General features: G+C 63.9%; 12 protein-coding genes. 9 read left to right on the top strand and 3 right to left on the bottom strand.

The features are described from left to right. Positions 1–12 precede the first annotated feature (12 nt). Positions 13–2994 (bottom strand): hypothetical protein, encoded by a 2982-nt coding sequence (locus EL249_RS00390; protein ID WP_005675073.1) that lies wholly within the window; start codon positions 2992–2994, stop codon positions 13–15. 697 nt (positions 2995–3691) lie between these two features. On the opposite strand from EL249_RS00390, the gene EL249_RS00385 reads away from it, so the two are divergent. Together EL249_RS00385 and EL249_RS00380 are read left to right on the top strand one after the other, a co-directional pair. Beyond that, positions 3692–5257, top strand: a complete 1566-nt coding sequence (locus EL249_RS00385; RefSeq protein WP_148669024.1) for an alpha-L-arabinofuranosidase family protein — start codon at positions 3692–3694, stop codon at positions 5255–5257. A 45-nt stretch (positions 5258–5302) separates the two neighbouring features. Then, positions 5303–6892, top strand: a complete 1590-nt coding sequence (locus EL249_RS00380) for a lipopolysaccharide biosynthesis protein (RefSeq protein WP_005675077.1) — start codon at positions 5303–5305, stop codon at positions 6890–6892. Positions 6893–7180: 288 nt separating this feature from the next. Here EL249_RS00380 and EL249_RS00375 read toward each other — a convergent pair whose 3' ends face one another. Beyond that, complete coding sequence (locus tag EL249_RS00375) at positions 7181–8263, bottom strand: glycosyltransferase family 2 protein (protein ID WP_005675078.1); 1083 nt, start codon at positions 8261–8263, stop codon at positions 7181–7183. A gap of 383 nt (positions 8264–8646) precedes the next feature. Continuing rightward, positions 8647–9690, bottom strand: coding sequence for a hypothetical protein (locus EL249_RS00370; protein WP_005675079.1), 1044 nt, complete (start codon positions 9688–9690; stop codon positions 8647–8649). Between the two features lie 446 nt (positions 9691–10136). Between EL249_RS00370 and EL249_RS00365 the strand changes: the two genes are divergently transcribed. The 7 genes from EL249_RS00365 (at position 10137) to EL249_RS00335 (ending at position 20384) form a co-directional block, all read left to right on the top strand. Beyond that, a complete protein-coding gene (locus EL249_RS00365; RefSeq protein WP_005675081.1) occupies positions 10137–11366 on the top strand; it encodes a glycosyltransferase family 4 protein in 1230 nt (409 codons plus the stop codon). A gap of 5 nt (positions 11367–11371) precedes the next feature. Continuing rightward, complete coding sequence (locus EL249_RS00360; protein ID WP_232002050.1) at positions 11372–12514, top strand: DUF1972 domain-containing protein; 1143 nt, start codon at positions 11372–11374, stop codon at positions 12512–12514. Continuing rightward, a complete protein-coding gene (locus tag EL249_RS00355; RefSeq protein WP_005675084.1) occupies positions 12511–13230 on the top strand; it encodes an HAD family hydrolase in 720 nt (239 codons plus the stop codon). Before EL249_RS00360 ends, EL249_RS00355 begins: the two co-directional genes overlap by 4 nt. A gap of 237 nt (positions 13231–13467) precedes the next feature. Continuing rightward, a complete protein-coding gene (locus tag EL249_RS00350; RefSeq protein ID WP_005675086.1) occupies positions 13468–15180 on the top strand; it encodes a GMC oxidoreductase in 1713 nt (570 codons plus the stop codon). 366 nt (positions 15181–15546) lie between these two features. After that, positions 15547–17577 (top strand): galactose oxidase early set domain-containing protein, encoded by a 2031-nt coding sequence (locus EL249_RS00345; protein ID WP_005675089.1) that lies wholly within the window; start codon positions 15547–15549, stop codon positions 17575–17577. A gap of 342 nt (positions 17578–17919) precedes the next feature. Continuing rightward, positions 17920–19053: an OmpA family protein gene (locus EL249_RS00340; protein ID WP_169311708.1), complete on the top strand. Its 1134-nt coding sequence runs from the start codon at positions 17920–17922 to the stop codon at positions 19051–19053. A 971-nt stretch (positions 19054–20024) separates the two neighbouring features. Further along, entirely contained in the window at positions 20025–20384 is a 360-nt protein-coding gene (locus EL249_RS00335; protein ID WP_005675094.1) for an HvfA family oxazolone/thioamide-modified RiPP metallophore, read from the top strand. Positions 20385–20404: the final 20 nt, after the last annotated feature.

Raw genomic sequence — 20404 nt, 5'->3', positions numbered from 1 at the left:
TTTGGTGGTGCATCACTCCAGCGGCGGGGGGTTGTTGATCAGTTCCTGGGTCGAGATCGAGCCACCCGGTTCCGGTTTGCCGGCGTCGATAGTCGAGAAGTTGAAGGCTCGCCATTCGTTGCGGACATACTTGGCGCGGGAGACACCGACACCCGGGAAGTAGTAGGCCGGTGCCGTGGCGGCTACACGCGTGCTCGTCTCGGGGTAGTAGTCGGCGCCCACGTGGATCAGGAACTTCGCACGGGAGCGGTCGTCCGGACGGGCCGGGTTGTCCACCACCAGGCGGGCCTGAACCGTGGTCACCAGCGCTTTCAGATCCCAGGCATCGAAGTTGATCGGACTGCCCCAGCCGTGGAACACGCGGTTCCGGCCGTTGGGCTTGAGCGAGCGGGAGCCGTCGGCTTCGTAGCGGATGTCGGCGCGGGTCGTCTGGTCACCCTGCAGCGATTTCGGGTAGTCCTCGCCCGAGATGGGCTGGTTGATGATGACTTCCCAGCGGTTGGTGGACTTGCGCTTCATGTACAGCTTGATGTTGCGCATCTGCACCCGGGTGTTGGTGGCACCGTTGCCCACACCGTCGAACACCACCAGCCAGGGAATGACGGCGTTCCAGGTGGCGCTGCTCTTGAAGTGGGTGTTGGCCGGTCTCCAGTAGCTCGGGGTGTTGGTGCCACGGGGGATGTTGCCCATGATCACGTAGCCCGGACCCGAGGCCCAGCCGTTGCCCTTGTCCACACCGGCCAGTTCGCCCTCGTTGTACAGCTTCATGTCGTTGATGATTTCCTGCACCGAGTTCACGGTGCCGCCGCGGTTCTGCTGGGCGACGGGGGCAGGAGCCGACACAGGTGCGGGGGCAGGACGTGCCGCGCTGGCCGAGGCAACCACCTTCACGGCCGGGGCCGTGAAGTTCACGATGTCGCCGGAGCGGCCCAGGACTTCCTCGGTGTAGACGATCGACTTGCCGACGTCAGCCGAGGTCGGGACATATTCCGGACCCCAGCCCTTGTCCTCACCGTTCACCTTCCAGATGGCGTTGGTCACGTAGCCGTTGGTGTAGGAACCCATCGTGCGAACCAGCCGCTGGCCAACCACCGCGTTGGCGGTGCCGATCGAGATGGTGGGCATCGTGCTGGCCGTCGGATACCCGGGCTTGGCAGCCTGGGTCGGCTGCTGGGGGGCCGTTGCCGGGGCACCGGCCGAGGCCACCACCCGCACGGCAGGGGCCGTGAATTCCTTGACGGTGCCGTCGCTGCCCCGAACTTCTTCGGTGTAGACGATCGACTTGCCAATGTCCTCGCGGCTCGGGGTGTATTCCGGACCCCAGCCCTTGTCCTGCCCGTTCACGCGCCAGATGGCGTTCATGATGTAGCCGTTCTGGTAGGCGCCCAGCTTGCGTTCCAGCGTCTGCCCTACCACGGCGTCGCGCGTGCCGGTGGTCAGCGAGGGTTGGGTGGTAACTTCCAGGCTGTTGGCGGCCACCACCGTCACCGGCGTGCTGTGGAAGGTGGCGCTCTTGCCGTTGGACGGGTTACGCACCACTTCCGAATAGCTCACCTTCTTGCCGGCGTCGGCAGACACGGTGGAGTAGCTCATCTGGGTGGCGCCGCTGATCGGCTGGCCGTCACGCAGCCACTGGCGCGAGGCGGTCTGGCCATTGCGATAGCTGCCGGCCACGGCGTTCAGGCGCTCGCCAGCCTTCACCTGGGCATTGCCCGAGATGCGCGGTGCCGTCACCTGAGCGGGCGAGGCGGCATCGACCACCGTCACTTCCGCACTGTAGAAGGTCTTGACCTCGCCGGTACGCGGGTTGTGCACGCGTTCGCCGTAGATGATCTTCTGGCCGACGTCCGCTTCCACCGGGGTGTAGCTGGCGGCATAGCCGTTGCTGATCTCGACGCCGTTGCGCAGGCGGAAGCCTTCGAAGGCCACGCCGTTCTGATAGGTACCCGAGACGCGGGTGACGGGTACGCCGACCATCAGCGGCTGGTCGGCCGGCGCAAAGCGCGGTGCCACCGTCATCGTGGGGGCCGTGGCCGTGGCCGTGGCCGTGGCCGGAGCCGGTTGCTCGGCAGCCGGGGCGGGGCGCGGAGCCGTCACCACGGGCTTGGCGGCCTGAGCGCCGGCAGCGACCACCGTCACTTCGGCACTGTAGACGGTGATCACTTCACCGGTGCGCGGGTTGCGCACACGCTCGCCATACACCAGCACCTGGCCGATGTCGGCGGCCACTGGCGTATAGGCGGCCTGCTGGCCGTTCTCGACCGGCTTGCCGTTACGCAGACGGAAGCCTTCGAAGGCCTCGCCGCCATCATATTCACCCGTCACGCGGGTGACGGGTTCGCCCACACGGATCGTGCGACCGGCGGGGCCGAAGGTCGGCGCCTTGCGGGCGACGGGCGCCGTGGAGCTGACCACCGTCACCGGGGCGCTCTCGGCCCAGATCTCTTCGCGGGTGCGGGGGTTGACGACACGCTCGCGGTAGATCAGCTGCTTGCCGATATCGGCAGCCGTCGGGGTGTAGGCAGCCTGCTGGCCATTGGCGACTTCCTTGCCGCCGACGTAGAGGCGCTGGCCTTCCACGGGCTCACCGTTGCGATACTGACCCATCACGCGGGTGACCGCCTTGCCGACGCGGATCGTCTCGCCGGCCGGGCCGAAGGACGGGGCCTTCAGGATGGCAGGCTGGGTGGCCGTGGCCTTGACGGCCTTGGCCACCTTGTCGGCGTGAAACTGAGGAACGTGGCCTTCGGCCGGCTGACCCACGCCAGCAGCCGGTTCATTGGCCGCGTCGAAGAATGCGCCCGCCAGGCTTTCTTCCTGCTGGCTGCTCGATGTCGGAGCACCGCTCTGCTGGCCCTCGCCGCCGCTGCCACCGCAGGCAGCCAGCAGGCCAGCGCTCAGGAACAGCGCGGCCAGCGTCCGCGGCTGGGAGGAGAGCATGCCGTTCAAGAGAGGTAAGTCTTCGGCGGGCGGGATCTGGAATTGCTTTTTCATGGTCTGACGTTCATCGTGTGGTTGGTGAACCCGGCAGGTACCTGGGCAACTGCCGTCGTTGTGCGCTTGCATGTGTGCGTCATGCGGGACGTACTCTACGAACGACAGTTTTGGTTGTTAAACAACACAGGATGGACGGTTGCTGCCATGGGACGGGCAGGCGAATGAAAAGAAAAGCCACTCTTTGGCGGCCTTTTTTCAATGACTTTGTGGGAAACGCCCGCTGGCAGCCGTGACCGGTTTCCTGGGAGAGCAATTCCGCGGCTGAGACGCCCCGGTGAGCCGTATCGTGGCCATCCCGTGAATCCATGACGAGGTGGGAGAGCTTGCACGTCAGGCCGCGAGGTCGTCATATGGGCGAAACGACCCGTGCGGCATGGGGCTCATGCGCATCCATGGCCGCTTCCGCGCAGGACAAACCCGTTTTGGCAAGTGAAAAATGGCGCGGCGGCACCTATCGCCTTACAATTGGAGGCTGTTCGTGTCCCGGAGCCATCCGGGACAGGACACTGCCGGAAAGCCTCCCTGTGCATTTCTTCACGGGCGAGGGCATCGCTGCATGGCAGCATCCGGCCTTTCGACACGGGGCGCATGCGCCCATCGTGTCCATGCCCGCGTCGTCATCCGGGCTTCGTCGCCGGCCGGTCCGCCCGGACCGCCGACCTCTCGAACCCCCTTCGCCCCTCGGGTCATCGTCATGCCAAAACCTGATGTCAAATCCCTGTGCAGGCTTCCCCTGGCCCTGATGCTCGGGCTGGCCCTTGTCGGCTGCAAGTCCACCGTAGCGCCCAGCGGCGACTGCAAGCCGGTGGCGGTCAACAAGGGTTCCGAGGGGCTTTCGCTCACGATTTCCGACAAGGTCGTCAAGAGCATGGGGCCCGAGTATTTCGGCTTCAACCTGGAAAACAGCGAGTTCCAGCTCTCGCTCTGGGATGCCGAGCGGCAGCAGGTGCGCCCCGAGGTCACGCGCTTCCTGAAGCAGCACTTCCCGGGGGCGGTCTATCGATATCCCGGTGGCACCACCGCCAACTACCACCGCTGGAAGACCTCGGTGGGCAAGGTCGCCACGCGCAAGTCGGTCCGCATCAACGACTGGATCGAGCTGCCGCGCATCGAGTTCGGGGTCGATGAGTACCTGGATTTCGTGGGCGAGATCAATGGCCAGGTCTGGTACGTGCTCAACCTGAAGGGTGACATCGACAGGCTGGCCGACATCGACAAGCTCTCCGGCGAGGCTGCCGACCTGGTCCGGCACATCGGCGAGCGCAAGGTGCCGGTCGTGCGCTGGGAACTGGGCAACGAGCTGGACCGCTTCGAGGAGAAGTGGACTTCCGACCTGTACGTGAACCGCGCCCAGACCGTCATGGAGGCCGTGCGCAAGGTCGATCCCAAGGCGCGTTTCGTGGCCATGATGGCCGACTTCGACGCCCAGTCCGACCGGGGCATCAACGCCTCGCAGTACAACACGGCGCTGGCCAAGGGGCTGAAGGACAGTGGCATCACCGAATTCGCCCAGCATCTCTACTATGACGGCGAGCCCGATGGCCCGCCGGTCACCAACCGCATCGACCACCTCTGCCAGTCCATTGCCGATGCCGAGAAGGGCGGCGTCCCGGCCAAGGATGTCGGCTTCTGGGTCACCGAGCACGCCCGCTGGCCCGAAGGGCAGGGCGAGGCCTGGAACAGGAACTGGCGCCAGTCGGGTGATCTGGGGGCCAGCATCGGTCTGGCCGACCTGATCATCACCACCACGCAGCTGCCCCAGGTCAAGGGCACCGATCTGCATGCCCTGCATGGCAGCACCGGCCCGTGGCCCATGTTCCATCAGCCCGAGGGTGCATCCGCCTACCATCCGTCGGTGCCGTTGCATGCCTATGCGCTGCTGCGCGAGACGCTGCTGCCCCAGGTGCTGGAAACGAAGACCAGCAGCGGCAACCCGTCCAGCTACGGCGGCGGCTATTCGGCGCGCGGCACGGTCATGACCAACCAGGACCGCAGCCGCTACAGCGTCTGGGCCGTCAACCGCGACAAGGCGGCTACCGAGATCACCCTCAACATGCCGGCGCTGGCCGGCAAGACGCTGAAGGCCAATCTGGCCAGCATCAGTGGCGGCGTCACCCAGATCAACAACTACGACCGTCAGATCATCGATGGTCCCAAGCGGCAGAGCATCCAGCTCTCCTTCGACGCCCAGGGGGTGGCGCGCTACACCGTCGCGCCCAACTCGGTGTCGGGGCTCAGTTTCGCAGGAACGACACGCTGAGCGCTTCCTTGATCCTTCTCTCCGTCAGAACAGGCAACAGATCCCATGTCGGAACACGCCGATCACAACCCCTATAGTGCGCGGCGTATCGCTGCCGGCATGAAACACTTCCTGATGGGCAAGGCGCTGACCTCCGTGGCCGGCGTCGGTGCCCTGCTGCTCACCGTCCGGCATCTGCCGGTCGAGGAGTTCGCGGCCTACTCCGTGCTGCTGGGCCTGACCGAGGTGCTGCTCACCCTCACGTCGGTCGGTACCGGGCAGATCCTCACCCGTTTCGTGCCCGAGATCTTCAACCTGCGCTACGCCTGGGCGCTGCGCCGGCTCATCGGCTATTCCATGGGCCTGCGCCTGCTGCTGATCCTGCTCACGGTCATCGTGCTGATGATCTTCCCGCTGTGGCTGGCCGACTGGGTAAGCCTGGAGCGGTGGGTGGTGCCCCTGCAGCTCTACATGCTGGTCGTGCTGTTCCGCACCACCTCCAACTCCGAGTTCCAGATCCTGGAGGCGATGCTGGAGCAGAAGCGCGGTCAGACGGCCTTCGCCGCCGTCACCGTCGGCAAGTTCATCGGTGTGGTAGGTCTGGTCTGGGCGCAGCAGATGACGCTGACCAACCTGATCCTCGTCGAAATCGTCAACGAGGCCATTGGTGCCCTCGTGATGACCTGGGGCGTCTACAAGGCCAGCCGCAATCGCCCCGGTGACAACACCGACGTTCCGCTTCAGCGTGAATGGCTGAACAACAACATGCGCCGGATGATCGACTTCGGCATCAAGGGCTACACCCAGGGCCTCATCATCCTGCCTTACGGCGGCATGGTGAACCGTCTGGTGGCCGGTAACCAGTTCACCGCCATCCAGGTGGCTCTCTTCGGTTTTGCGCAGTCCATCTTCGACCAGCTGCAGCGCTACCTGCCGGCCCAGCTCTTCAACGGCATGATCCGTCCGGTGATGGCAGCGCGCTATTCGGCCAACGGCTCCTACCAGGAGGCCGAGACCGTCGCCAACGCGGCGCTCACCGTCAACCTGGTTCTGATCGGCCTGGCCGCCACCTTCTTCGCGGCGGGCGGTGGTGACTTGTACCTGTGGCTGTCCAAGGGCAAGTACGGTTCCGATGCCAACCTGCTCATCCTGATGATGTGTCTGGTGATGGCGCTGGAGTCCTGGCGGCATTCGCTGGAGAACCTCTCGCACACGGTCGAGCGCTACGGCTTCCTCGTCTTCAGCAACCTGTTCCTGGGGCTTTCGCTTCTGCTGGGCGTGGCCCTGGCCCCGCAATTCGGCATCGTGGCCCTGCCGGCCGCCAACTGCGTCGGCCTGGTGCTGGCCAACATCATGGTTGCCTACTGGCTGCGGCGCACGGGCTTCCCGTATCAGGTCAACCTGGAGCACATCCTGGCCTGCACGTTTGCCAGCTGCATCGGGCTCATCGCAGCCACCTTGCTCTATCACGTCTTCCCGCAATGGTGGTGGCGCGTCGTGCTGGCCTCGCTGGTCTACCTGGTGGTGCTGGGCCTGGTGCTGCGTCCGCGTCAGGAAGAAGTTCGCATCTTCCAGGCCGTCCTCAAGCGCAAGCGCGGCGGCGGCCAGCCCGAGGCCACACCTCCGGCCGACGGTGGAGCCGCGCCGACGGTCTGAGTCTGCAGGCATCAACAAGCATCGGCCACCCCCTCACTGGTTGGGTGGCCGATGCACTCCGAAAGGCGCCCTTTAAAGGGCGCCTTCTTTTTTGGCATGATGATCCTGGGCATGACAATCGGGGAATGTCGATCAGGCATGACGACCGGGCATGACGACCGGGCATGACGACCGGGCATGAAAAAAGCGCCCAGGCTTCAGCAGCAAGGGCGCTTTGGGGATGATGTCCGGACCGGCTTCAAGGACCGAAGGCGATCCCTGACGAGGTACCGTCCGGCCTTCGCGGCCTCAGGCCGCAGGTTTTTCCGTGCTTTCCGTGCCTTCCGGGGCGGGTGGCCTGGTCTGGCCATCTTTCCACACGGGGTTCGGGTACTCGGCCACCGTGTAGTGGATGTCCTTGTTGTCGATGTGGTGCGGATAGAAGAACGGCACACCGATCAGGAAGCCCGAGCTGCGGGCTGCCGTGCCTGCCAGATCCTGCAGGAAGCTCACGCCAGGGCGGCGGATGTTCTTGGCCACGATGTAGCCGATGAACAGCAGCAGCCACCAGGGGCTCACGAAGATGGCCAGCAACAGGGACAGGGCAAACACCGCGGTGGGGCGCTGGTGCGAGATGAGCAGCGGCCAGTAGTGGCGGTTCATCCAGTGACGGCGGAACACCACGCCCGGATAGCACATGCTGCCGTCCAGCAGCATGCGGCCCAGCCGGTGCCACTGGAAGTAGTCCACCGTGTGGTGCGTGGCCATGACCGTGGCATAACCATAGATGCCATAGCCCGCCTTGCACAGCCGCAGGCCCAGTTCCTGGTCTTCGTTGACGCGCATTTCGGTCATGAAGCCGCCGACCTTCTCGAAGGCCTCGCGGCGGATGAGCGAGATGCCGCCCAGTTCCACCCGATAGCCGTCGGCCCGCACCTTGTAGCGGTCCGGGCCGTCGGTCAGGAACTTGCCGGTCGGTGAATAGAACTTCTCGGGCAGCTGCCCGGAGGTGACGTTGTGGTGCGGCAGACCATCGGGGCCGAGCGCGACCTTCAGGAAATCGGGACCGATTTCCATGTCACCGTCGATGAAGAAGAATGCGTCACCCTTGGCCACGGCAGTGCCTGCGTTGCGGGCAATGGCGGCGTTGGTGTGGCCGGACAGATGGACGATGGTCACGTCCTTGCCCAGGCGTTCGCGGACACGCTCCGGCGTGCCGTCCGTGGACTTTGAATCGACGAAAACGACCTCGTAGCGGTCCAGCCCGGCAGCCTTGGTGGCCACCTGAACACTGGTCAGGCACCTGTCGATCGTTTCGATCTGATTGCGGGAGATGATGATGATGGAGAGCAGGGTCGTCTCCTGTACGAGTCTGGGGTTCGGGCAGGACACGGCAGCAAATGTTGCGTTTGCGCAACTCTGCTGCCCGATGTCTCTCACTCAAAGCACGTCGATGATACTACCGATACCCGAGACAATACGGTAAAACCATGCCTCATGTCTGTGTGAGGCCGATTTGTCCCGATGAACGGTTGGCGTCAGGACAACGGGCGATGCGGCGAGTTAAAGTTTCTTTACCCGCATTTGCCGGTTGTGTGGCGCTTTTCGACGGAATGGACGGCTAGTATTCCAGCCGCATGGGGCATCCTGCCGCACCCATGCCTGAGCATGGCGTGCAGCGCAACCCTGTACTTCCCCCCGCTTGCATGAAGAAAGCGGCCCGCACAGGGGCCGCCAGGGGAAAGCAGGGAGCGGTTGGAAGCCGGTTGCCGTTTTCAGGCGGCTGCCACGGCACGGGCCGGGGCCACCGTCACCGGTGCGTCGTCTTCCGGCGGGACGACCTGTTCCGGCGTCAGGCCCACCAGCTCGGTCAGCACGCGGCGACGGATGGGCGTGTGGATGTCATCCGGGAACTTGCGGCCGAAGAAGGCCGGCGACTTCTGCAGGAACTCGAAGTCGGCATCGGTCAGCCAGGCCGGGTTGGCCTCGATGAAGGTGACGATGCAGTGGTTCATCGGACCGGACTTGAAGCCCTTCTTCTTCACGCCCTGCATGATCATCGACGGAATCAGGAACTCGTCGGCGATGCAAAGCTTGGGGAAGTGCGTCTGGATGTCCTTCTGCGCAAAGCGCTCCAGCATCCAGCCCACGACCTCACGCCGGGCCCCGAACCAGGTCGAGCCGTAGAAGGGCGGGAAGTCCTTGGTGAACACGTGGCCGCCCAGCGTTGGATTCACCAGCAGGCGGGTCACGAAACGTGCCAGCCGGGCCACAGGACGGAGCTTCCCGTTGGCATCCAGGTTGCCGCCGGTACGCAGCTGCACGCCGGCCAGGTCGCGCCGTTCGGCCGTATTGTTGAAATACAGCACCATCATCCGGCGCAGCAGCCGGTGGCGGAAGCTCTCCTCGCCCGCAAAGCCGCGGTACGACACCGACATCAGCGCGTCGTCGTCGGCCAGCATGTCGATCCAGGCGAAGTCCACATCCGTCTTGCCCGAGGCCACATGCTCTTCCAGGGCCTTCACCGGCTTGATCGGCAGGCAGGTCGGGCTCAGGATCTGGAGATAGTCGAACTCCAGGTTCTCATAGGCATAGCGCATGGCATGGAAGATGCCTTCCGAGAAGCCCCAGATGGCCCAGCCAGTCCGCTTCGGCTCGGGCACGAAGCGCACGTTGGGCTCGTTCACCGAGAAATCGGGCGTCTGGCTGAAGTCGTGGTGCACCACCACCGTGTGGGGGGCAAGCGCGCGCGCCAGCTGGGCCACCGACTCAGGGCTGTGGATGGCCGACATCACGACAAAAACGATCTTGGGTTTCATGGCTGCTGCAAGAACTGCTCAATGAGGTTCATCGGGATTGCCGCCCGGATCCGGCTGCCGGTTCAGCCGTCCTGTCCGGTCATCATGTTCGCGTCGTCGGGAGTAAGTCCGACTTCCGGCCTATGCTACCGGCCGGCAGGGCGGGGCGCCGAAATCGTTCCCGGAGGTAACGGTCCTGAAACAGAATTTGCGATTGATCATGACTGGGCGTCGCGGATTGTCCGGGAAAAATGCCGTCAATACGTTGATTTTGTTGGCGTTCATCCCAAAAATCCACAAAACGTGCGGCAAGAACGTTACGTTGCCATATTGCAACGCTTGGGACGCCGCCCGGAGGGCCGCTCTGACGGACGGGCCACCGCTGGCGCCGGAACGGCGCTTCCTGTGGGGCGGGCGCACACTACCGCACTGCGCAACCCGGGAGGCCCCTATAGAATGGCTGCCTCATGAAAACGACACCCCCCCGCCTTCTTTCCCTGAACTCCTACCACTATCGCCGTGGTGGGTCCGACGTCGTCTACCTGGAACATGACGCGCTCTTCCAGGAACTCGGCTGGGAAACGGCCGTCATGTCCATGCATCACCCGAAGAACATGCCCTCGCGCTGGAGCGAGTACTTCGTGGAGGAGCTGGAATTCGGCAACGCGCACGGCATCAAGGACAAGCTGGTCAAGGCGTCCAAGGCCATCTATTCCTTCGAGGCCCAGGACAAGCTGCGCAAGCTGCTCAAGGTCTTCCCGGCCGACGTGGCGCACCTGCACTGTATCTACCACCACCTTTCGCCCTCGGTGCTGCCCGTGCTGCACGAGGCCGGCATCCCGTCGGTGCTCACCGCACACGACCTGAAGATCGCCTGCCCGGCCTACAAGATGCTCAACAGCACCGGGGTCTGCGAGCGCTGCAAGGACGGTTCGGTCATCAACGTGCTGCGCCACCGCTGCGTGCGCAACTCGCTCGGCGCCAGCGCCATCGTCATGCTGGAATCGGGCCTGAGCCGCACCATGAACACCTGGCAGAAGTATCTGGGGCGCGTGGTTGCGCCCTCGCACTTCTACCGCAACAAGCTGATCGAATGGGGCTGGCCCGAGTGGCAGGTTACCTACGTCCCCAACTACGTCGACGTCAACGCCTTCACCCCCTCCTACGAGCCGGGTGACTACGTGCTGTTTGCCGGTCGCCTGGCCCCCGAGAAGGGCGTGGCCACCCTGGCCAGGGCGGCTGCCCAGGCTGGCGTCAAGCTGCGCGTGGCCGGCACAGGCCCCCTGGAAGAAGAACTCAAGGCCATGCCGGGCGCAGACCGGATCGAATGGCTGGGCTTCTGTTCGGGAGATGCCCTCTGGAACCAGATCAAGGGCGCGCGGGCGCTGGTGCTGCCCAGTGAGTGGTACGAGAACGCCCCCATGAGCGTGCTCGAGGCCTTTGCCAGCGGCAAGCCCGTCGTCGGCGCCGACATCGGCGGCATTCCCGAGATGATCACCCCCGAGATCGGCTGGGTCTTTCCCAGTGGCAATGTCGACGCCCTGGCCGGCGTGCTGACCGAGGTCTTTGCCCGTTCCGACGCCGACATCGCCGAAATGGGGCGCAAGGCCCGCGTTCATTGCGCCACCCATTTCAACCGCACGCGGTATATTGAAGGCATCGAAACCGTCTATCGAGAGCTGGGAGTCAAGTTTTGAGCAACGTGCCCAACACTGCGGCCGCGTCTTCGGCCGTGTCCGCCCATTCCGCGCCTGCGCTTCGCATCCTCGGCATCCGTGGCGTGCCGGCAGCGCATGGCGGGTTCGAGACCTTTGCCGAATACCTGGCGCTCTATCTGGTGAAGAAGGGCTGGAAGGTCACCGTCTACTGCCAGATCGACGGGACCGGCCCCATCACCGAAGACACCTGGGAAGGTGTCCACCGCATCAACATCCCCGTTGACCGTGCTGGCCCGGCAGGCACCATCCAGTTCGACTGGATCGCCACCCGCCACGCCCAGAAGGCCGGTGAACCCTGCCTCACGCTCGGCTACAACACCGCCATCTTCTGCACGCTGCTGCGCATGGCACGCCTGCCCAACGTCATCAACATGGACGGCATCGAGTGGCAGCGCGCCAAGTGGGGCGCCGGTCCCAAGGCCTGGTTCTATCTGAACGAATGGGCGGGCGCCTGGCTGGGCAACCACCTGGTGGCAGATCACCCCGAGATCAAGGTCCACCTGTCCCGGCGTACCAGCCCCGAGCGCATCACCGTCATTCCCTATGGCGCCGAGGACATCCGCTCGGCCGACACCGCCCCGGTGACGGCCCTGGGCCTGGAGCCCGGCCGCTACCTCAGCGTCATTGCCCGGGCCGAGCCCGAGAACTCGCTGCTGGAAATCGTCGAGGGCTTCTCGCGCAAGCCGCGCGGCATGAAGCTGGCCGTGCTGGGCAAGTATGAAGACAGCAATGCCTATCATCAGGCCGTCAAGGCAGCTGCCGGCAACGAAGTGATGTTCCTGGGCGCCATCTACGACAAGAAGGTGGTTCAGGCGCTGCGCTTTCATTCCGCGGCCTACGTGCACGGTCACCAGGTGGGCGGCACCAACCCGTCGCTGGTCGAGGCCCTGGGCGCCGGCAATGCTGTCATCGCCCACGACAATCGCTTCAACCGCTGGGTGGCCGGCCCCGGTGCCGCCTTCTTCGACGGCGCAGCCGGCTTTGCCACGCAGCTCGACGCCATCCTGGCCGATCCCACCCGTCTCGACAGCATGCGCAAGGCCTCGCGCGAGCGCTTCCTGGCCGAGTTCCAGTGGGAGAAGATCCTCTCGGAATACGAGACCCTGCTTCTGAAGTACCAGAAGTGACAGGGCAGGGCGGTGGGCCGTTCCAGGGCATCCAGGCCATCACGCTGGACCTGGACGATACGCTGTGGCCGGTACTGCCCGTACTGGCCCAGGCCGAGCGCGAGCTGGTCGAGTGGCTCGCGCCCCGCGCGCCCCTGACAGCGCAGACGCTGGCTGCAGGTCGCAGCGTCCTGGCCCTCAAGTCCCAATACCCCGAGCATGCCCATGACATGAGCTGGCTGCGACGCCGGCTCCTGCATGACCTGCTGACCGAACACCACGAAGACCCGGCGCTTGCCGACCCCGCCTTTGCCGTCTTTCTGGAAGCACGGCAGCGGGTGACACCCTGGCCCGAAGTGGAAGGTATCCTGGCTGCCTGGGCCAGCCGCTACCGCATTGCCGCCATCACCAATGGCAATGCCGATGTCCATCGCACCCCGCTGGGCCGATATTTCAGCGCCAGCATCAGCGCGCCCGCCTTCGGCGCCGCCAAGCCCGACCCCCGTATCTTCCACGCCGCCTGTGACGCCCTGGGCGTCGAGCCGGGGGCAACCCTGCATATCGGCGACGATCTGGAGCTGGATGTGCTGGCAGCCCGTCGGGCAGGCCTGCATGCCGCCTGGCTGCTCAGACCCGAGCTTGGTCGGCCAAGTGTTGTAAATAACACAGAAAGGCGCGGAGCTTTACAACCTTACTTCTTTAGTTTGTTGTCTATAGACAACGCTGTGCAACGATAGTACGATCCGACGTAATGTCTTGTTTTGGTTGTGTGCATTACGTCAAGGTTTGAAGCAAAGTCGGCGTCGCGTTACAAGGCGGCGGGGCTTATACTGCAAAAAACTGCCAAAACAGTCCCAGGGTGCCTGACATTCGCGCCAGACGCGCGCCGCCCCTCATCCAGAGGATGACAGACATTTTCCTTTCAATGTCAGGTGCTTGCCTTCGCAACACTGCGTCCCCAGAAGGAACCATCCATGCTGATCGACACCAACGAATTGGCCTCGGGCTCCGTCATTCAAACCCAGATCTGTATCGTCGGCGGCGGCGCTGCAGGCATCTCCATGGCGCTGGAGCTGGAGAAAGCCGGCATCGACACCGTCGTGCTCGAGAGTGGCGGCCTTTCCCGTGATGAAGCCACTGCTGACCTTTACCGGGGGCCCAGTGTGGGTATCCCCTACGATTTCTCCGACGGCACCCGCAGCCGTTTCCTGGGGGGCAGCAGCAACTGTTGGGGCGGCTTCTGCCGTCCGTGGGACCAGAGCGCCTTCGAGAACCGCTCCTGGATCAAGGCCAGCGGCTGGCCCATCGGCCGTGCAGACCTGGAGCCCTTCTACCAGCGCTCGCATGCCATCCTGCAGGTCCCGTCCAACGATTACGACCCTGCCCACTGGGTGGGCAAGACCGGCGAGGCCACCCATGGTCCTTCCAAGGGACTGTCGGCCAAGGCGGCCAGCTACCCCTTCGACCCCAAGAAGGTCGAGGAGATCATCTCCCAGTACAGCCCCCCGCTGAAGATGGGCGAAGCCTATCGCAGCGAGCTCAAGGCGGCCAAGCACGTCAAGGTCTACATCAAGGCCAACGTCGTCGAGCTGCAGTGCAACCCGTGGGGCGGTGCGGTGGAAAGCGCCAAGATCCGCACCCTGAAAGGCGTGTCGGCTACGGTCCAGGCCAAGGTCTTCGTGCTGGCCTCCGGTGGTATCGAGAACGCCCGCCTGCTGCTGGCTTCCAACCGTCAGCAGAGCGCCGGCATCGGCAACCGCTATGACCTGGTCGGTCGCTACTTCCAGGATCACCCGCGTTTCCTGAACGGTATCGTCGACTTTGCCGAGCCGTACCGCAACAACCCGCTGTTCGACATCAAGTTCCACTGCATCGTCAACAAGGTCAAGATCGGTGGCGTGGACATCTCCGGCCAGATGCGCATCCCCTTCGAGGTCCAGAAGGAGCGCGGCATCCTCGACGCCCAGATGTGGTTCCGCTCGCTGTACGCGGGTGAGGGCACCGATGTGGTCCGGGCGCTGTATCGCATGCGTCAGCGTGTTCGCGGCAAGTGGTCGCCGTTCGTGGGCCTGGGCACCGACCTCGGCCACATCTTCTCGCACCCGATGGACTCGCTCACCTACTCGGTGGCGCACACCACGGGCTCGCTCAAGCTGGTGCGTTACGTCACCATGGAGCTGATCGCCGAGCCGGAACCGGATCCGAACAGCCGTGTCATGCTGAGCGACGACGTCGATGCTCTGGGCATGCGCCGCACCAAGATCGACTGGCGCCTCAACCAGCGGGTCAAGGATACGGTCGACACCTCCTTCGAGCTGCTGGCACGCGAGCTGGAAGACAAGAAGATCGCCAAGGTCACCCTGGGGCCGCGCATCAACGACGTGGGCTGGCCGGCCGACATGGAAGGTACCTACCACCACATGGGTACCACCCGCATGGCCGATTCGCCGCGCGAAGGCGTGGTCGACCGCAACTGCCTGGTTCATGGCATGGAGAACCTCTACATCGCAGGTTCGTCGGTCTTCCCCACCTCGTCGTCCAACAACCCGACCATGACGCTGGTTGCCCTGGCGCTGCGCCTGACCGACCGTCTGGTCGACGAGTTCCGTGCCGGCACACGCTTCAGCCCGGAGGCCAAGGCCGCCGAGCCTGCCAAGGCTGAAGATCAGCCCAAGGCTGCTGCCTGATGGCGCGCTGATCGCGTTCTTCCTTTCGGAGCCCCTGTCAGTCCCGGGGCTCCCACAGGGCCAACTGCCTGTTGCAAGGCGTTGGCCCTTTTTTTGTGCTGCATGTCAGGTCTCGGCCTGCGTCAGGCATGCCCATGGCACACCAGGAGGAAATGGTCGCCTGCCAGATCGATGCAAACGTGAAATTTTCGAGCGTGAAAAAGCCGGCGCTGGAGGATGATGCCGACAGTCTCCGATGCGCAGTGTCGGTGCAGGCTGCCACACAGCACCCGCACCCCGCGCATGTCCGCGACAGGGAGTCCAGCGTTTTCCGGGGTCATCCCGGATTTTCCGACGGACGTCTTTCACTCGTTTGGATTGATCGCCATGAGAGTCTCTACGCCTTCCTTCAAGCTTGCCTCGCTTGCCGTGCTGACCGTACTGGCTGCATGCGGCGGTGGCGGCAGTGATTCCGGTGCGGCCGCCCCTGGCCCCACCGCTACCGGCACGGGTACCCAAGGCGGTGCTGGCAACACCATCGCCTCGACGGATACCACCACGCAGTCGGGCAGCAACGCCTCGGCCAATACCTCCACCTCGTCGGGCAACCAGGCTTCGACCGATGCCGCTGCAACCCGTCCGGCTGCCGATACCAAGCCGACCACGCCTGCTACCAACGGCACCTCGGGTACCGGTACCGCCGCTGCGCCGGTTGCTCCCGTGCGCCCCGTGCCGCCGGTGATTCAGCCTGCGCCTCAAACCGCACCTGAAGTTCCCAAGCCGCCCGTCGCGCCGGTTGCCCCGGTCACGCCTGCCGAGCCGGTCAAGCCTGTCACGCCCACCACGTCTGCCGAACAGCAGGCACGCAAGACCCGGGGTGAATGGCTGCCCAAGGTGAACTGGCCGGTGGTTTCCATTCATGCCGCCATCACGGCCGACGGTCGGGTGCTCACCTACGGTACGGACTACAACGTCCGGCAGGACAGCCAGTTCCGCTACGACGTGTGGGATCCCGAGCTGGGCACGGACGATGCGTCCCACATGCTGCTGCTCAACTCCACCAAGACCTTCCTGTTCTGTTCGGCGCAGATCCTGCTGCAGGACGGCCGGATGATGATCCTGGGCGGTGACCTGCTGAAGGATGGTCGCGTCACCAACCGTGGCGTGAAGGATGTCAACATCTTCGATCCGAGCAGCAACCTGCTGACCCCCGCGCGCAACGACATGACGCTGCCGCGCTGGTACGGCACGGCCACCACGCTGCCCACCGGTGAGGTCTACATCCAGGGCGGTACCGACGGCGAGAAGCACCCCGAGATCCGCAAGGCCGACGGCACCTTCAAGGCGCTGACCATCGACACGATGGCCAAGATCAAGGTTGGTCCCAACGAGATGGCCGCGTTCGAGAACAACTATCCGCGCAACTTCGTTGCCCCGAACGGCAAGATCTTCGGCTTCGACCCGCACTTCATGTACGAGATCGATCCGTATGGCAATGCCGGCAAGGGTTCGGTGAAGATGCTGGGTGCCCACTGGGACTATCCGCGCATCACCGAAGACGGCAAGGAAGACTGGGAGTTCTACCGCGGCTGGCAGGCCACCTCCACGGCCGTCATGGTTCGCCCGGGCCTGATCTTCCAGTTCGGTGGCGGTGACATGACCGGCAACATGAACAACGGCGGTCCGTCCAAGGCCACGCTGATCGACATCAACGGAGATCGTCCCAAGCTGTTCGACATGCCGGCCCTGGACAAGACCTACCACTGGAGCAATGCCACGGTCCTGGCCGACGGCAACGTGCTGGTCTCGGGTGGTTCGACCAAGAACCTGCTGGTCGACGTCGAAGAGCCCATCAACGAGGATGCGGGCGATATCAACTACGCCACGATGCTCTTCAACCCCGACACCCGTCAGTGGACGCCGGGCGCCAACATCAGCGAGAAACGCCTCTATCACAGCGTGACCCTGCTGCTGCCGGATGCCACGGTCCTGTCCACCGGTGGTGGTCAGCCGGGTCCGGTCGACAACCTGAACGCCCAGATCTACCGTCCGCCGTACCTGTTCAATGCCGACGGTACGCTGGCGAAGCGTCCGGTGCTGAAGGGTGAGGTTGGCAGCGGTGCGGTGGCGATGGTGGCCGAGCCGGCCAGCACCTTCCACATCGAGACCGCCGATGCCAACGACATCGCTCGGGTCACGCTGGTCAAGACGGGCGCCGTCACGCACTCGTTCGACATGGAACAGCGCTTCAACGAAGTGAAGTTCCGCGTCAACGGCAACGGTCTGGACATCGAACTGCCGAAGAACAAGTACCTGACGCCTCCGGGCTTCTACCACGTGTTTGCCTTCAACAAGGCGGGTGTGCCGTCCAAGTCCCGGATGATCCGCATCAACCCCTCGGAGAAGGCTCCGTTCTGATCGGGTAGTTCGCTCCCCGCCCGGCTCACCGGCCGGGCAGGGGGCATCGGTCCATCGAACCCCGTGCCGGGATGTGTCCCGGCACGGGGTTCGTCTTTCTGGCGCATATCCGGACCAGTGAGAGCTCAGGTCTGGATGTCGCACCCAGGCAGCGAGCATCCGGCCATCTCCACCAGCATGTCGGGCCTTGTGGCCCACCTGTCGGGGCGGGCGAGAGGGGGAAAAAGGCGTGTCTTAACCTTGTGCCATCAGTCCAACCACAGGAACAGGATGGGTCATGCCGATGCATGCCGAGCGCGCTGCGACGCTGCCGGGGCTTTGCGCCTGACCGCTGCTTACACCATGAAGTCACGCCGACATTGCGCACCTGCCACCATCTTGCTGTCGCTGATGCTGGGAGCCTGCGCCGGTACGCACGGAGAGGCCAACAAGGACCTGGATGCAGGTGCACAGGTTTCCGGGTCGATGGCGGGCCAGGAAATGACTGCCGACACGGGCTCCTACACGCCGTTCCAGAAGATGGAAGATGCGCAGATTGCCCGTGACCAGGGCATCTATCGGGACACGCAGGCGCGCATCGCGGAACTCAACGCCCGGAAAGGTGTCCGCTTGGGCAGCTATGCGTTGGCCAAGGCCCAGTGCTGGCTGGACGTGAGCTTCCACGAATACACGCGCAATGATCGTGGCGGGTTCCCCCGGGCTTCGCTTGCGCAGGCCCAGGGCATCCTGGACCAGCTGGAGGCCGGTCAGAATCCGGACGTCAGCGAAACGCCGCTGGTCAATGATGCACGCCGCCTGCGCGACGATCTCTGGGCGCGTCATGACCGCCTGCGTCAGGACACCGAAGGCATGCAGTGTGCTGCCCAACGTCTGGCGTGCGCCGAAGTCGAGCTGGTGCATGCCGGCAACGAGATTCGCCAGGGTGGCTGGCGCCATGCCAGCCCCTATATCCAGATTGCTGAAGATCTGACGGAAGAGGCGGAAAAACTGGCCGCCCAGTGCAAGCCCAAGCAGGTCGTTTCCGCTCCCGTCGAGAAGCCGGCTGTCCCTGCGCCGGTGATCGAGGCGCCCGCCATGCCGACACTGGATGTGCGTTTCCGCTTCGACCGTTCGGGCGTGGCCGACATCCTGCCCGAAGATCGTCAGAAGCTGATGGACTTTGCCGAGGTGCTGAAGGGCCATGGACCGAACGAACATCAGGTCCTGAAACTGATGGGGCATACCGACCGCCTGGGCAACCGTGCCTACAACGAGCGCCTGTCCATGCGACGTGCCGTGACGGTGCGTGATGAGCTGCAGCGACTGGGTGTGCGTCTGCCCATGGAAGTTCGCGCCATGGGGGCCACGGAAGATTTCTCCCGTGGTTGCCACCAGGACACTGCGGGTGCAGAAAAGACCGTGCAGTGCCTGCAGCCGGACCGTCGGGTTTCGGTCGAGCTGCTCGATGAAAGCGCAGCGACTGTCGCCGGTCAGTAATTTCGGACGCACAAAAAAACTGCCCGCATCTCGAAGGAGAGGCGGGCAGCAATCGCCGGGAAGATAATTATTGTTGTTTTAACGTTTGGGCTTGATGACGTCCAGAAGGTGGTTGCTTCCGTCGTGGATGGGCAGCCCCCATGGCGTCATTCCATGCCTTCATGAAATATCCGTATCGCACAGTGTTGTTTGCCGTTTGTTTGGTCACTGCCGATTCGGATGATTATAAAAAAGCTTTTCTCGCCTTTGGGTTGACTTTTATCAAGAAGCCTTGGGCTCAGGGTCGAGCCCCTGTGAATCAGATGTCGAGATTCTGATAATGATGAATAGCTGAACGAAATTCATCATGAGCAACGGCCTTCATTCTGGCACGTCGCAGTTTCTCATGGCGGTATTCATCGCCCCTTGTCTGCGGGAATTATTTCGCGGAATCGCTTTCCGGAAACTCGTTCACAAGGTAACGATTTCCAGACGGACATCTCGTTCGTACAAGGGGTTGGCGTGAAGTGACGCCAAACCCATTCGGGCTGGTGGTGGCATGTTCCGCTTCGAAGGACCGATCCTGAACCCCGCCTTGGCCTTGCGCCCCATCTTGGGCTTGCGCCCCGTCCTGGCATCCGCGTTGTACGCCTGCGTCAGGCAGCCCCCCAAGAGCGCCCGCCCCTTGTGTGCTGCGCTGAGCATGCCAGCGAGTCCTGCCGCAGCGACGCTCCTGTGCTTCGCAGCCCCTGCACGCATGAGCCGTGCTGCATCCACGCATGCGGGCAAGGTCCGGAGGCGGGCCGTGCGCGTCTGGCCCAGGCAATCCCGTGGAGGGATCTTTCCCATGGAAACGATATTTCAACAAAAATAAATTTCGTTACTAGCGTAATGTTTCCGGGAATCCGGCGACCATACGGAAGTCGGCGCAGCGCGGTGCTGCCCGCGTCCTTTCCAACTTTGCGTTCCATGTCTGGAACTTTGGAGATCTCATGAGCAAGAAATTTGCAGCGCTTCTTTCCGGTGCAGTGGCCACGGGTGCCGTCATGGCTTCGACGCCGGTGTTTGCCGCGCAGAGCCTGTCCCAGGGCTATCAGGTCGCTGCTGCCGACCAGAAGGCGCCGGAAGGTTCCTGCGGTGGCAACGCCAAGAGCCAGGAAGGCTCCTGCGGCGCCAATGCCAAGAGCCAGGAAGGTTCCTGCGGCAGCAACAATGCCAAGACCAAGGAAGGTTCGTGCGGCGCCGAGAAGGCCAACAAGCCTGCCAAGACCGAGAAGCCTGCCAAGGCCAGCAAGGGCATGGAAGGCCGGTGCGGTGAGGGCAAATGCGGCGGCAACCGCAAGATGAAGTAAGCCATTGAGCCATCCATCGT

This window comes from Lautropia mirabilis (assembly GCF_900637555.1).
In the GTDB taxonomy this organism is placed as follows: domain Bacteria; phylum Pseudomonadota; class Gammaproteobacteria; order Burkholderiales; family Burkholderiaceae_E; genus Lautropia; species Lautropia mirabilis.
This window is presented reverse-complemented; position numbering and strand designations above follow the sequence as displayed.